Origin of the sequence: Pseudoalteromonas sp. H103 (assembly GCF_001469205.1) — a bacterium.
GTDB lineage: Bacteria > Pseudomonadota > Gammaproteobacteria > Enterobacterales > Alteromonadaceae > Pseudoalteromonas > Pseudoalteromonas carrageenovora.
Map to the genome: position 1 here is coordinate 1 of NZ_LOFG01000021.1, position 14,133 is coordinate 14,133.

15 protein-coding genes are annotated in these 14,133 nt (G+C 39.9%); 8 read left to right on the top strand and 7 right to left on the bottom strand.

Annotated features, from left to right (window positions below; translation table 11 throughout):
- Window positions 1-447 precede the first annotated feature (447 nt).
- The 3 genes from rmuC to ATS74_RS18690 are packed head-to-tail and all read left to right on the top strand — an operon-like array spanning window position 448 to window position 2,880.
- Window positions 448-1,914, top strand: coding sequence for a DNA recombination protein RmuC (rmuC, locus tag ATS74_RS18680; RefSeq protein WP_058550373.1), 1,467 nt, complete (start codon window positions 448-450; stop codon window positions 1,912-1,914).
- A gap of 43 nt (window positions 1,915-1,957) precedes the next feature.
- Window positions 1,958-2,509, top strand: coding sequence for a GNAT family N-acetyltransferase (locus ATS74_RS18685; RefSeq protein ID WP_058550374.1), 552 nt, complete (start codon window positions 1,958-1,960; stop codon window positions 2,507-2,509).
- The gene (locus ATS74_RS18690) at window positions 2,509-2,880 is read left to right on the top strand and encodes a DUF7674 family protein (protein WP_058550375.1); all 372 of its coding nucleotides are present in this window, start codon (window positions 2,509-2,511) and stop codon (window positions 2,878-2,880) included. Before ATS74_RS18685 ends, ATS74_RS18690 begins: the two co-directional genes overlap by 1 nt.
- Before the next feature lie 25 nt (window positions 2,881-2,905).
- On the opposite strand, the gene ATS74_RS18695 is transcribed toward ATS74_RS18690, so the two are convergent.
- Window positions 2,906-3,310 (bottom strand): MerR family transcriptional regulator, encoded by a 405-nt coding sequence (locus ATS74_RS18695; RefSeq protein ID WP_058550376.1) that lies wholly within the window; start codon window positions 3,308-3,310, stop codon window positions 2,906-2,908.
- 86 nt (window positions 3,311-3,396) lie between these two features.
- Between ATS74_RS18695 and ATS74_RS18700 the strand changes: the two genes are divergently transcribed.
- The gene (locus ATS74_RS18700; protein ID WP_058550377.1) at window positions 3,397-4,659 is read left to right on the top strand and encodes an NADH:flavin oxidoreductase/NADH oxidase family protein; all 1,263 of its coding nucleotides are present in this window, start codon (window positions 3,397-3,399) and stop codon (window positions 4,657-4,659) included.
- A 350-nt stretch (window positions 4,660-5,009) separates the two neighbouring features.
- On the top strand, window positions 5,010-6,170 hold the full coding sequence (locus ATS74_RS18705; RefSeq protein ID WP_058550378.1) for an aldo/keto reductase: 1,161 nt from the start codon (window positions 5,010-5,012) through the stop codon (window positions 6,168-6,170).
- A gap of 66 nt (window positions 6,171-6,236) precedes the next feature.
- On the opposite strand, the gene ATS74_RS18710 is transcribed toward ATS74_RS18705, so the two are convergent.
- Window positions 6,237-6,962 (bottom strand): aspartate/glutamate racemase family protein, encoded by a 726-nt coding sequence (locus ATS74_RS18710; protein ID WP_058550379.1) that lies wholly within the window; start codon window positions 6,960-6,962, stop codon window positions 6,237-6,239.
- Window positions 6,963-7,073: 111 nt separating this feature from the next.
- Here ATS74_RS18710 and ATS74_RS18715 point away from each other — a divergent pair, with 111 nt between their 5' ends.
- Entirely contained in the window at window positions 7,074-7,958 is an 885-nt protein-coding gene (locus ATS74_RS18715) for a LysR family transcriptional regulator (protein WP_058550380.1), read from the top strand.
- Window positions 7,959-8,163: 205 nt separating this feature from the next.
- Window positions 8,164-9,171 (top strand): zinc-binding alcohol dehydrogenase family protein, encoded by a 1,008-nt coding sequence (locus tag ATS74_RS18720; protein WP_058550381.1) that lies wholly within the window; start codon window positions 8,164-8,166, stop codon window positions 9,169-9,171.
- Window positions 9,172-9,235: 64 nt separating this feature from the next.
- Here ATS74_RS18720 and ATS74_RS18725 read toward each other — a convergent pair whose 3' ends face one another.
- Both ATS74_RS18725 and ATS74_RS18730 read right to left on the bottom strand, forming a co-directional pair.
- Window positions 9,236-10,183, bottom strand: coding sequence for a LysR family transcriptional regulator (locus ATS74_RS18725; RefSeq protein ID WP_058550382.1), 948 nt, complete (start codon window positions 10,181-10,183; stop codon window positions 9,236-9,238).
- A 1-nt stretch (window position 10,184) separates the two neighbouring features.
- Window positions 10,185-11,090: a LysR family transcriptional regulator gene (locus ATS74_RS18730; RefSeq protein ID WP_058550383.1), complete on the bottom strand. Its 906-nt coding sequence runs from the start codon at window positions 11,088-11,090 to the stop codon at window positions 10,185-10,187.
- A 104-nt stretch (window positions 11,091-11,194) separates the two neighbouring features.
- Between ATS74_RS18730 and ATS74_RS18735 the strand changes: the two genes are divergently transcribed.
- Window positions 11,195-11,986 carry a DODA-type extradiol aromatic ring-opening family dioxygenase gene (locus ATS74_RS18735; RefSeq protein ID WP_058550384.1) on the top strand — a complete coding sequence of 264 codons (792 nt, stop codon included), beginning with the start codon at window positions 11,195-11,197 and terminating at the stop codon, window positions 11,984-11,986.
- Between the two features lie 118 nt (window positions 11,987-12,104).
- Here ATS74_RS18735 and ATS74_RS18740 read toward each other — a convergent pair whose 3' ends face one another.
- From ATS74_RS18740 to ATS74_RS18750, 3 genes are all read right to left on the bottom strand, one after another.
- Window positions 12,105-12,731 (bottom strand): DJ-1/PfpI family protein, encoded by a 627-nt coding sequence (locus tag ATS74_RS18740; protein ID WP_058550385.1) that lies wholly within the window; start codon window positions 12,729-12,731, stop codon window positions 12,105-12,107.
- A gap of 106 nt (window positions 12,732-12,837) precedes the next feature.
- Window positions 12,838-13,347, bottom strand: a complete 510-nt coding sequence (locus ATS74_RS18745; RefSeq protein WP_058550386.1) for a hypothetical protein — start codon at window positions 13,345-13,347, stop codon at window positions 12,838-12,840.
- A 195-nt stretch (window positions 13,348-13,542) separates the two neighbouring features.
- The gene (locus ATS74_RS18750) at window positions 13,543-13,968 is read right to left on the bottom strand and encodes a hypothetical protein (RefSeq protein ID WP_058550387.1); all 426 of its coding nucleotides are present in this window, start codon (window positions 13,966-13,968) and stop codon (window positions 13,543-13,545) included.
- Window positions 13,969-14,133 lie beyond the last annotated feature (165 nt).

Sequence of the window (14,133 nt, forward strand, 5' to 3'; positions counted from 1 at the left end):
GCCAGCCTAGTTTAGCTGGCTTTTTTTATGTCTAAAATTTTCCTTAATTTTTATATTTAAATTTTTTATCTGCTATTTTGAACTTAATTTAAAGTTGGGCGTCTACTATTATGCTTGTTGGTTAATTGCAGTTAACTCAAGCATCATGTTGATTACCCTGATTGGTTACTAAATTTAGTAATGATTGAGCCAGCCCATTTTGAGCTGGCTTTTTTTATGTCTAAAGTAAATGTTTTGAATAGTTTTTTTGTTTACACGGTCTACTGTTATACCTGCTGATAAACAGCAGTAGATTATTTTTCCCTTTGATTACTTAATTATGTAATGTTGAGCCAGCTTACCTCTAGCTGGCTTTTTTATCTAAGTTAAAGCTTTAGTTACTTCCCCTACCCCGCATCAATGTTATTGGTTATGATGGCATGTCTCTAAATTTTATAAGTTTATTTTATGTTTACCCAATTACTCACTCATATTGACTGGTTAAGTCTGGGCGCTGGCGTTACCGCAGGCGCATTGCTTTATAGTCTTGTAGCTGCGCAGCTTCGTAAAAAATTAAATCAACAGATTAGCGAGCAGGAACAGCAACTTTCATTACTACAAAATCAGTTTGATAATAAACAGCAGCAATACAATACCTTACTAGAAGATCACGAACTGCTAGAGCATACTCATCAGGAGCAACGCGACGAAGCACAGCACTTTAAAACCCGCTTTAGCGAGCAAGAAAAACAAAGCGTTCAATACAACTATTTTTGGCGTAAAGCCGAAGGCGAATTAACTGCTCTGCGTGAGCAATTTAATCAGCGCGATGTTGAATATAATAATATGCGTACTACGCTTGAACAAAAACAGCAAAACTTTACCGAGCAGCTCGCGCAAATAGAGCAAAGTAAAAATGTGCTTAAAAAAGAGTTTGAAAATCTCGCTAATAAAATCTTAGAAGAAAAATCGCAAAGCTTTAAAACTCTAAATCAAGAAAGCATTGAGCAACTATTAAAACCAGTACAAGGGGAGCTAAAAGGCTTTAGAGATAAAATGGAATCTATTCACGTTGAAGATTTAAAGCAACGTGCTGCCCTTAAAACTGAGCTACTGCATTTACAAGCGAAAAGCCAAGCTATTACCGAGCAAGCCGATAAGCTCAGTAATGCACTGCAAGGGCAAAAAAAGACGCAAGGTAATTGGGGCGAACTAATGCTCGAAAACGTACTCGACAGCGCAGGCCTGCGTGCAGGTACTGACTACAAACGCGAAGTATCGTTTAACACCGAAGACGGTCGACTGCGCCCCGACGTAGTGGTGTATTTACCACAGGGCCGCCACTTAGTGATTGATGCTAAAACATCGCTAAATGCTTATACCCGTTACGTTAACGCCGAAAATGAGCTAGAGGCTAGCCAAGCAATTAAAGAGCATGTAAATGCCGTTACATCGCGTATTAACGAGCTTGCCAGTAAATCGTACGCTCGACTCCCTGGTATAAATTCGCCTGAAGTAGTTATTATGTTTGTCCCTATTGAGTCTGCCTTTGTAGAGGCGCTTAAATACCAAAGCGATATTTACCAACAAGCTATCGAAAAAAACATTTTAGTTGCTACACCAACTACTCTGCTTACAAGCCTTAATATTGTTAAACAGCTGTGGCGCTTTGAAGAGCAAACCAAATACTCTAAAGAGCTGGCGAATCGTGCAGAGCGCTTTTACAACAAGCTCAATGGCTTTTTAACGAGTATGGAAGGTGTTGGCAAACAACTAGACCGCGCAAAAGAAAGTTACGATAAAGCCTTTTCACAGCTTTACCGTGGTAAAGGCAACTTAATTAAACAAGCTTCAGAATTTAAAGAGCTAGGTGTATCGGTTCAAAAAGAGCTACCAAACGAAAGCGTAGAAAAAGCCCAATTAGAGCTGGATTAAGTTCGATTTATCTCTACTGTTTTATACATTAAAAGGAAGGTTAATGGTTTTTCCCTTACTCAGTTCACAAAGGTTAGCGTTAACCCCTATAAATTATGAGGATAGAGACGCTATTTTTGCTCTTTTTTCAGACCAACAAGTTACTAAATACTATGATCTGGCGCCCTTAACCCAAACCTCCCAAGCTGATAAGTTAATTGATTTATTCAATTATAGATATAAAAATGGTGAAGGGATCCGCTGGGCTATCCGTTTAAAAAATACTGATGAGTTAATAGGTACTTGTGGTTTTAATAGTTGGTCAGTACCAATGAAGCACGCATTTATTGGTTACGACCTTAGTAGCCAGTATTGGGGTAAAGGCTATGCTTTTGAGGCTATTAGTATAATTATAAAAGCTGCCTTTGATGGGTTGCTAAGTTGCGGGGCTTTAAATCGAATTCAAGCCGACACTGTACCAGGAAACAACGCATCAGAAGCACTTTTACTAAAGCTTGGCTTTTGTGAGGAAGGCACAAGGCGACAAAGTGGTTTTTGGAAAGGGCAATTTCACGACCTAAAATGCTTTGGACTATTAAGCGCGGAGTTCAATTGATGAAAACTGATGTTGTAATTTATAACTTATTGAACGAAATCAGCGTTCAATTTCCTGAAGTTAAAGCGTTAATGAGCATCTATGATGAAGATGAAACCACGTTTAAAATGGAGGCATTTTCTAAAGCCACAACACACGCTTTTGCTCTTGGCTATGTGGAGCAAGCCCAGCGTTATTTAAGTTTTATGGCTGAAAAGCTAATAAACGCTGATGCAAAAGTAATTGAATACATAGACGTATATTACGTAGAGACACTATTTTGGTGCGCAAGTTCTCATACTATTGCGGTTGGTTGGCCTCTAGTGCCTGGCAACTTACAAAAGCTTTATATCAATTTTCATGGTACAGCGCCGCAAAACGAATACAACTAAAGCTCACATGAACTAGCTTACGCCTTTAATACTCCACCTCATTCAATAACTCATTTATTTTTTCATCGCCAATACACTCTCCATTAGACCAGCTTGCATTAAGCAGTGTAATTAAATTACCAATACGCTCTGACTTACGCTGTAGCTGCTTTATTAGTGCATTAGCTTCATGTTGTTTTTCACCAAGGCGCGCAATAATGGCGTTGTGATCTAGCTCCTCATTAGGCTTACGCAGGGAGGGGATTTCTTCAAGCGAAAACCCTAAACTTTGTGCAAACTTAATCATTTTAAGCTGCTCTACACTAGCCTTATCGTATTGCCTATACCCGTTGTTATTTCGCGTACCGTGTGGCAGCAGCCCTATACTTTCGTAATACCGTATGGTGCTTGCTGCAATACCCGAGTGCTTAGCTAGTTCACCTATTTTCATTATTGCCTCTACTATAAAAAGCGGGTTGACCTTAAAGCTGACTTTAAGGTTATAGTGCCTGTAATGTCAATTTATGGTTTATATGTATGTTTGAGTTTGAACAATCTGCTGTATTTACGCCCTTTACCCTACCAAGCGGTTTAACGCTTAAAAACCGAGTAGTAAAAGCCGCTATGGAAGAGAACCTCGCAGAGGCTAACCAAACGCCATCGCAAGTGCTTAAAAATGTATACAGTGAATGGGCAAAAGGCGGCTGCGGGTTAATTATTACAGGCAATGTTATGGTTGACCACCTTGCAATGACAGGGCCAGGCGGCCTTGCCCTTGAGCAGAAAACCGATATAGCGCCTTTTGCAGAACTTGCACGCTTGGCGCAGCAGAACGATTGTAAAATTGTTATGCAAATTAATCACCCTGGTCGCCAAGTGTTTAAAAATATGGGCGGAAAAGCCTTTAGTGCCTCAGACATTGCGCTTGATGTGGGTAAACACTCACATTTATTTGCTCAGCCAAAGGCAATGACACAAAGTGACATTAACGATGTAGTTACGCGTTTTACACAAACAGCCTTACAGGCTGAAAAAGCAGGCTTTAATGGCGTACAAATACATGCTGCACATGGCTATTTATTAGCACAGTTTTTATCTCCTCTTACTAATAAACGAGATGATAAATGGGGCGGTAGCCTTGAAAACCGCGCCCGCTTATTACTTGAAATTACCAAAAGCGTTAAAGCACATTGTAGCGAGAGTTTTTCGGTATCCATAAAACTTAACTCAGCTGATTTTCAGCGCGGTGGCTTTGAACCAAGTGACGCGCAAGCGGTTGTTAATATGCTAAGCGCATTAAAGGTTGATTTTGTAGAGCTTTCGGGCGGAAGTTACGAAGCACCGGCTATGCAAGGACAAACAGGCGATGAGCGTACACTTGCACGTGAGGCGTACTTTTTAGAGTTTGCCAAAGCAATTAGCGAGCAATCAAACATACCCATTATGACCACCGGTGGCATTAGCCGATTAGATGTGGCAAATAAAGTAATTAGCTCAGGCGTAGCGCTCGTTGGTATGGCCACGGCATTGGCTTATCAGCCTAATTTAGTTAATTGCTGGCAAACACAGCCAGCGCAAAACCTGCTTATGCCGCGTGTTACGTTTAAAGACAAAACCCTTGCTGGGCTTGCCACTATGGCGCTGGTAAAAAGGCAAATTCGCCGAGTTGGCCAAGGCAAACATGTTAAAGCAAATGCCTCCGCTATTTTTACTTTGATAAGCGATCAAATACGCACAGCTAAGCTTACAAAGCGCTACCGTAAGCGCTACCGTAAGCGCTTTACTAAAGAGCTAAATTAAGCTTTTAGTTTTGCTTGTTTATTTTTTACCGTTTGTTTAGCTATGTATACATTGTAATAAATGTAACCACTTACATATTGTGTTTGTTGGAATTAAAAGGTGCACCAAGGTGGAAGTATACTTTTTTATCAAGCCATTAAAGTGCACCATTTTGTACATGTTTAATTACTGTACTAACAAGCGAAACAATCATTCAGTAATGTTAAATAAAATGCTTGTTCAGTGCCTGTTAATTTAACCCATCCTGTTGATAATGTTGAGCTTTATTGTAACTGCTTTTGTTGTTTTTGCTTGAGTTTTATACTAGCGTATAGAGTAGATATTTAACGTTACTCAAGGAGAAAGGTTACATGGTATCTCGCAGAAGCTTTATAAAAGCAGGAGCCGCTTTAAGTTTGGGTTCTATTTTTAGTGCATCAGCATTGGCTGAGCAGCTAAAAGTAAAAATGTCTCAAGGGCAGCTTATGCCAACTAAGGGCCCAATTGATAAAAGCGCAGCCCTTCCAACTAACGATGTTACGAACGCTAAACATTATCGCCCTGAAGCACGAATGGGGCTAGGTGGTTTAGCGGCTGGTAACGGCTTTAATACTATATCTAGCGATACAGAAATCTTAACAATGCTAAATGCTGCGTGGGATGCAGGCATACGGCATTACGATACTTCTCCGTTTTATGGTTTAAGCCTAAGTGAAAGGCGCTTTGGGGACTTATTACGTAATAAAAAACGCGAAGACTTTGTTTTATCCTCCAAGGTGGGGCGCTTGCTTACTCCCTCTGCTGAGCCTTTAGAAAATAGCTGGCACTGGGCCGACCATTCACCGTTTCATTATAAGTATGATTATTCAGCCTCGGGTACGCGCCGTTCAATAGAAGATACGCTACAAAGAATTGGCGTGGCGTCGCTTGATATTGTTTATATTCACGATTTATCGCCTCAAAATAGCGATATGGGTGATGATTGGCTTAAATACTTTGATCAAGCCGCTAAAGGTGCCATACCTGAGCTCACTAAAATGCGCGACGAGGGTATAATTAAAGGTTGGGGTTTTGGGGTTAATACGCCCCACGCTGTTTATAAAGCGCTTGATATGTCAGATCCCGATATTTGTTTATTAGCGCTGCAATATTCTATTTTAGATCACAAAGAAGCACTTAATAAAACATTCCCAATGCTTGATAAACGTGGGATCTCTGCGGTTATTGGTGCGCCGCTTAATGGCGGTTTTTTAACGGGGCGTAATCGCTTTAATTACTCACCTAAAATACCAGCGCCTATGCAGCAAAAGTATAATGCAATTAGTGAAGTTGCTACTAAGCATGGCATCGACATTAAAACAGCTGCGCTACAATTTGCAGAAGCACCGTCTACTGTGGCCTCAATTGTTCCTGGGGCACGAACGGCTGAGCAAATTAACGCAAATGTAGCATCAATGAAGGTCGCTATTCCTGATGCGTTTTGGAGTGAGTTAAAAGCTAAAAACTTGATTGAACAAAACGCGCCAGTGTAAGTTGCTATTTAGGTGTGCTACTTAAATGCGCCAGTGTAAGCACACCTATTTATAATTAATATTTAATTAAGCCACACTTGAGAGCGTTGATTGATGGGCGTTTGCATATGCCCAGTTAACGCACTCTTGCGCTAAAATAGCGATGGTGTCTAAACAGGTATCTGGCGAGTGTTTAGCTTGTTCATTTAACACAAGTGGTATTTCGGTGCAGCCAAACAGCACGCAATCTGCACCTTGGGCAAGCATTGACTCGTAAGCCTTGCTTAATAAGTTGCGCCCTTTATTTAAATCCCCTGCTTTTACAGCGGTTATACCATCCATAATAGCCATTTGCTGCTGTGTGTTTGGCTCAATAAAATCAATATTGTGCTGCTCAAATGTGTTTTGATAAATACCCATATTTAGTGTGGCTGTAGTGGCTAAAATACCCACTCTTTGCTTATTGGTTGCTTTAACTTGTTTAATAACGCTTTTTACAATACTAATGGTGTGTACATCGGCATTTTGAGTTAATGCGTCGTACCAGTAATGCGCGGTATTACACGGTACAACAATACAGCTTACACCTAAGCTTGTTAGCTCTTTAAAGCCTTTTTTTAGCTCAAACAATGGGTTTTCGTCTTCAATACCCATTAAAAATTTTGTTCGGTCAGGAATTTGCGGGATATTCCTTATAAACATAGGTATGTGCTCTTGATCATTTTTAGCAGGTGATAGCGCAATTACCTGATTCATAAATGAGGCAGTAGCCAAAGGCCCCATTCCTCCTAACACTCCAAGAGTTCTGAGCATGATTGCATTCCGGTTATTGAGTTTATAGGCTTAATTTATAGTGTTTTATTTAGTTTGAATAATGCTATTATTTTACCACCCATGCATAAATTGCATAACTAAGTGGTCGCTATGAATATTGAAAGTAAATGGTTAGAAGATTTTTTAACGCTCTCGCACACAAAAAGCTTTTCGCAAGCGGCAAAGCTTAGGCATATTACGCAACCTGCATTTAGTCGGCGAATAAAAGCCCTTGAAGACGCCCTGGGCGCAGCCCTAATCGACCGAGAAAACTTGCCTATTACTCTTACCCCAAGCGGTAAAATATTTCATATAACGGCGCGTAATTTAGTTAACCAAATGAATACCTCGGTTAGCATGCTTGAGGAGTTGTCGGTGCAGCAAAATTATTCTGTAAAGGTTGCCGCCGCACATTCTTTAGCGAGTTTTTTAACCTTACAACTCGCTAACTTTCAAACACAAGATGAGCGCGACATTGTACTTAATTTAGAGGCTATAGACGTAGACAAAGCCACCGAAGCGCTAGAGCAAGGTGAATGCGACTTACTTATTGCCTTTGATAACGAACGCCTTAAACTGCCGCCGTTTAGTCATCAAAAAATAGGTAATGCTAAGTTATTACCTGTTAGCGCCTGTGACGAGCAAGGCAAAGCCTTATATAACCTAGAAAGCGCAGCGCCTATACCGCATTTAGCCTACAGCCTCGACTCCTACATGGGTCGGCAGTTAGAGCCTATCATATCGGGCGCTAAGCTTAAAAAGGTGTTTGTTTCATCCATGACTGAGCTTTTAAAAGTGCACGCTGTTGCAGGGAATGGTATTGCCTGGCTGCCCGACTACGTTATATCAAACGAGCTTAAAAATAATACCCTAGTAGTTGTAGGGAGTGAGCACCACTGCGTGCCAATAACTTACTATGCGTATAGATATCATGCGGCTTTGCACCCCGGTGGCGAAAGTGTGTGGAATAAATTAACTGAGCTCAATATAAGCTAACTGTAAACCCCCGTTACAGTTAAATAGGTGTTACTAATTTAAAACGATAACAGCTATGTGCAATGGGATTTTAAGTATTTACCTATATTATTATGGAATTTTATTCCCATAATAATTGGGTGTTTTGTCTCTTTTTTAATAGTCTTGATAAAGCCAAAATAGCGTCATCAACACAGAGTATTAACTAGCTAACGAGGCAACTCCCATGAAAGCAATCGGATATCAAAAAAGTTTACCTATCGAAAACGAATTATCATTACAAGACATTGAACTTGAAACGCCAGCAGCACACGGCCACGATATTTTAGTAGAAGTTAAAGCGGTATCGGTTAATCCGGTTGATTTTAAAATTCGCCAAGCAATGCCAGCAGCAGATGGCGAATATAAAGTAATTGGTTGGGATGCAACTGGGGTAGTTAAATCAGTTGGCGAAAACGTTTCGTTATTTAAGCCAGGCGACAAAGTATGGTACGCGGGCGACATTACGCGCTCAGGCAGTAACGCGCAATTTCAATTAGTTGACGAGCGTATTGTTGGCCATATGCCAAGTTCGCTTTCGTATGGCGAAGCCGCAGCATTGCCGCTTACCAGCATTACTGCGTGGGAATTATTGTTTGACCGTTTAAACGTAGCTAAAAATGATGGTTCTAAAAGCATTTTAGTTATTGGAGCCGCCGGTGGTGTGGGTTCAATTATGGTGCAGCTGTTAAAGCAGCGTACTAAATTAAATATTATTGCAAGCGCCTCTCGCCCCGAAACTATATCGTGGTTAGAAGATTTAGGTGCCGATACTATTGTTAATCACCGTAACCCGTTAAGTGAAGAGTTTGCAGCTAAAAACTTAAGCGAAGTAGATTACGTAGTAAGCTTAAACAATACAGAGCAGCACTTACCTGAAATTGAAAAAGTAGTGAAGCCACAAGGTCAATTTGCACTAATTGATGACCCTGAAACGCTTAACATTGTGCCATTTAAAAATAAAAGCGTGTCGGTACATTGGGAGCTTATGTTTACTCGCTCGTTATTTAAAACCGACGACATGCAAGAGCAACACGTTATTTTAAACAACGTAGCCACTATGATTGACCTAGGGCAGATTAAAACCACGGTAGGTGAGCACTTAGGTAAAATTAACGCTGCCAATTTACGCAAAGCGCATCAGCACCTTGAAACCCAAACAGCTAAAGGCAAAGTGGTTTTAGAAGGTTTTTAAGCTATCTCGTGTATAACGTTTTTTTGAGTATACCCAAGCCCCTTACGGGGCTTTTTTGTACCTGTTATTTATAAAGCTGTTTGTAATTAGGAATATGTTTTACCCAAAATGCAGGGCTGCCAATATACTCTTGTACAGTTTTTATAAATTCGCTCACCAGTGGCGTTTGTTTACGGTGAGGATACAGCGCATAAATACCGGTGCCCGATGCGCTGAGCTTATAATTAGCTAATAGCGGCACTAGCCCCATTTCGTCTATGGGTTTTTCTAGGTTAAATAAATCAAGCATCACATACCCTAAACCCGCTTTTGTGGCATCAAGCATGGCGCGTACATCGCTTACTTTATAATTGCCCTTCATTTTGTGGGTTTTGTATTCATCACCATGAGGCTGAGTGCTTAATTTAATTTGATCTAGGCTTACATCGCCATTGCCATAAACTATTGCAGGTAAAGCTAAAAGTTCCTCAGGCGTGTTTGGCATACCATGGCGTGCAATAAAGTCATTAGAGGCAACCAGTGCAAAGTGCATATCAGATATTTTTTTAGCCATTAAGTTTGAGTCGTCAAGTTTGCCAATTCTAAACGCTAAATCGTAATGGTCGCTAATAATATCGTTGCGCTTATCATCAAGCATTAGAGTAATTTTTACCTCTGGGTACTTTTGCATAAATATATTAATAACAGGCTGAATATACTGTTGCCCAAAAAACATGCCCGAGGTAATGCGTAAAATGCCTTTAGGTTTGGCTTGGTACGAGTCGGCAATATTGTGAATATCACTAAGGGTATCTATAAGAATGTGCGCTTGTTGGAGTATTTCATCCCCTGCTGAGGTAAGCGAAAACGAGCGCGTAGAGCGATTAAGTAATTGCACACCTAAGCTGCTTTCAAGCTTTTTAATTTGCTTAGAAAGTGATGAGTTATCCATATCGTTTAATGCGGCGGCTTTAGCAAATGAGCCTTGTTGCACTACATCTACAAATAACGCTAATTGATTGGTTATCGACATGTCATTCTCCTAAATCCCAATATGGCACATCGCCATAATAGCCACTCGTAAAATCAACAAATGCACGCACTTTACTAGGTAAAAACTGCCTGTTTGCGTACACCATGTAGAGCCCCATAGGCTCGGGCTCATAGTTTTGCAAAATACGCACAACTTTACCCAGTGCTAGTGCCTCACCAGCTATAAAGGTAGGTTGCATAGCAATGCCGCCGCCTGCAATGGCTGTATTTAGCAATAAATCGCCGTTGTTAGCTACTAAATTACTTTCAAGTTTAAACTCGCTTTTAAGCTCATTAACCCCTGTAAGCCTTTTAGTTGGCTCAGCGTTGGCGTAGCGTAAATAGTTATGCTGCTGAAGTTCTTGCAGTGTTGTGGGTGTACCGTGCTGCTTTAAATACGCAGGCGAAGCAAATACAGCTAAGCGTATAGGCGCTATTTTTTTAGCAATAAGGGATGAGTTTTTTAACACCCCAATACGCAACGCTATATCAATGCCTTGTTCTACAATATCTACAAATTGGTCAGTGAGTTTTAAATCTAACTTTAAATTTGGATACTGCTTTTGAAACTCAACCAGCAGTGGTGCTAAATGCTTAACCCCAAACGACATAGGCGCACTAATACTCAGCACACCCGATACGTTTTCGCTTAAGTTATTAAGCGAGTTTTCTATATCGTCTATATCGCCAAGTACTTGTAGGCAGCGAGTAAAATAGTGATCCCCTGCTTCTGTGGTGCTTACTTTTCGTGTGGTGCGGTGCAATAAACGGGTAGACAGCCCCTCTTCAAGTGCTGATACATATTTACTCACCAATTGCGGCGATATATCGAGTTTATCGGCGGCTTTAGAAAATGAACCCTCTTGCACTACGCTCACAAAAGTTTTCATGGTGGTTAGCTTGTCCATAATTAACAATACGTTGTTTGTAATTTATAAATAAATAGCACATTTATCACCAAATTAAAAAGCAATAAAATGGCTATATCAAAATAGACTAATTAGGAAATAGCATGGCTCAGCCCGCTTTATTTATTTCACATGGCTCGCCAATAATGGCAATTAAGCAGTCGGCTACCTCTGATTTTTTAACATCGCTTGGTAAAACGCTTAAAACACCGAGCGCTATTATTATTTTTTCGGCCCATTTTGATGTTGCTAACAATGACACAAGCCACAACATAGTAATTACTGCAGGCAAAGCGCCCAAAACCATTCACGATTTTTACAATTTCCCTGCCCATATGTATAACATTAAATATCCCGCACCGGGCGAGCCTTCATTTGCTAACGATATTGCAGCGCGCTTTAAAGACAAAGGTATTGAGGTCGAGCTTAATGCAACCCAAGGTTGGGATCATGGCGTATGGATACCTCTGCGCTTAATGTACCCACAGGCTAATATTCCTATTGTACAAGTGTCTATAAATACTCAATTAGGCGCAAAAGCCATGTATGAATATGGGCAGTTACTTGCCCCACTTCGCGACGATAATATATTGATTATTGGCTCTGGTGGCATTAGCCACAACCTACGAGAAGTGTTTAAAACCCCTGCTACACCTAACCGTGTTCAAATGGTAAAAGCGTTTACCCAATGGGTTGAATATAAGCTTTTAGCGCAAGACACGCCCGCACTTTTAAATTACTTAGCCGATGCACCCCATGTGTTATTTAACCACCCTACCCAAGAGCACTTTTTACCATTATTTGCCGCAATGGGTGCAGGCGGCACGCAGGTTGAAAAGCTCTTTAGTGATACCGAAATGGATATTTTAGCGCTCGATGCGTATAAGTTTTATTAATTTTAATCAGTACAGTGCAAGCACTTAGTAGTTTATTTAATCAAAGTGTAATGGGGGTTTACAAAGCGCATGTTGGGTTAAGAGCTGCAAAGCCCAACATAAATTTATAAAATAGGCTTTAACGCAGTTTTTTAATGTAATTAGATGTGGCGTTATATTTATGTGCGTCACCATAAATAATTGGTGACGGATAGTATTCTGCGTCTAACTGTATGTTTGAGGCTACATCACCACCATAATAATCAGCAATAAAAGCAAGACACATATCCATACCTGCGGAAACACCAGCACAAGACCAAATATTACCATCTTTAACAAAGCGCTCTTCAATAACAGTCACAGTGCTATCTTTTTTAAGATGATCTAAAAAAGCCCAGTGGGTGGTTGTCTTTTTATGCTTAAATAGCCCTGCTTTTTGCATTAAATACATACCAGTACATACAGATAAAATACTGTGGCAGTTTTCAGCTGTTTTTTTAAGATAATTAACAACGTCAGGGTCGTCCATTGCTATACGCGCACCACTGCCGCCGGGTACAATCAACACATCAGGCTGTAATGAGTCAGTAAAGTGATAATCGGCACTAAAACGCATGCCGTGCTCACCTGAGGGAGTCATAGAATTTAGCGATATTAATTTGGGTTTTTCACATAACCCCTTTTCTGCCAGCAGGCCTATTAGTTCCCAAGAACCAACTAAATCCAGCTCTTTAACTTTGTCATAAATTAAAAAATATATTTTCATACTATGTTCCTTAGTCCTTTAATTTTTTTAGCTTTTAAATAATTTGCCTAACAGGGCTTTCACATAACTGAGCAAGCTTTTTTATTTAAGCTATAGAGCCAGAATTTTATGCGTTTATTAAATCATTACTTGGGTCAATTTTATTTTTTGGGCACATTTCTCTTCCTGTTGGGTCTGTGCCTAAAACACTCTCATAAAGGCCACTTAATTCTTTAATCGGCCGGCCTTCATCATCGGTTATAAATAACCCCCAATTTACATATTCGTTATCTTCAACAACTTCGGGGTCATCCATTAGGTAAGTCATACTAAATATCATTTCTGCACCAATACATCGGGCGAACTCTGTAATCGCATTTTTGCTGACGCCTGCATCTATCATTTCTTTGATGGAGTGCATCATTCCGCTGTATGGGCCATTATCAGTTGGATCATAATTTTTTAAGATGTGCTGAATCCATTCATCGTTGTCTGGAACGACATTACTCCACGCACCCTTTAAAAATAAAAACCTAGCCAGCTGAGGGATACCTTCTTCTATTTCGCTCTCTGCCCACTGTTCAGGGTTAGAAGCTTTAAACTTTCGAAAGATTTCGGTTAACTCTTGTTTGTTCATTACGGGTACTCTAATTAGTTGTTAGATGTGGCTTTAAACAATCTACTTTCACTTAATTTGTGATTCCACATAGCTTTAAAAAGTCATGTCGTTGTAGGTACAAGTGATCAATTAATTTTTACCACTGTTTTAGGAACTTTGTATCTAGCCTCTGGTTTATTTGGCTATAAAATAGGGGAGCTAGATGAGTCGTAATTACCTTCGATAGTCGTCACCTGAGTATTTGTAGAGTAATTTACTTTTATAACCAGTTCCTGTGAGAAGGTCTTTTAGAAAGTTATCCAAATATATATTGTCAGATTCTGTACATGATTCTGGGTTTGTCTTTGAAAAAAATAGAGTCCACGCGCAATCTTTTTGCTCAGCAAACCTATAAATACTTCTGAGATCTTTATTAGGCAATATATCAAAATACCACTTGGGAGACTCTTTTATAAATTGCCCATACGTGTACTCGAGTTTCGGATCGCTCGATGGATCATCAATATTTTTGATCCCACCTTTATCCTTCCATTTGTATAATTTTCTGTAGCCCTTTTCAGCTAAATACGCATTAACGTTTTTAACTATATCTTTTTCATCACTACGGTCGCATATTAAACCATACTCAACAGCATCCATTTGAGACTCCATGTGTTTTAAATATTGGCATTTGTATTTATACAAAAGCTAGTTGCTCGAACTTATTGAAGGTCAGCATTTTCGTAACTATCTTATAGTCATAATTTTGGAGTACCAAGCGTTTGTTAAACTTTAAATCCCTAATTAATGCTTGTTGATTTTTAC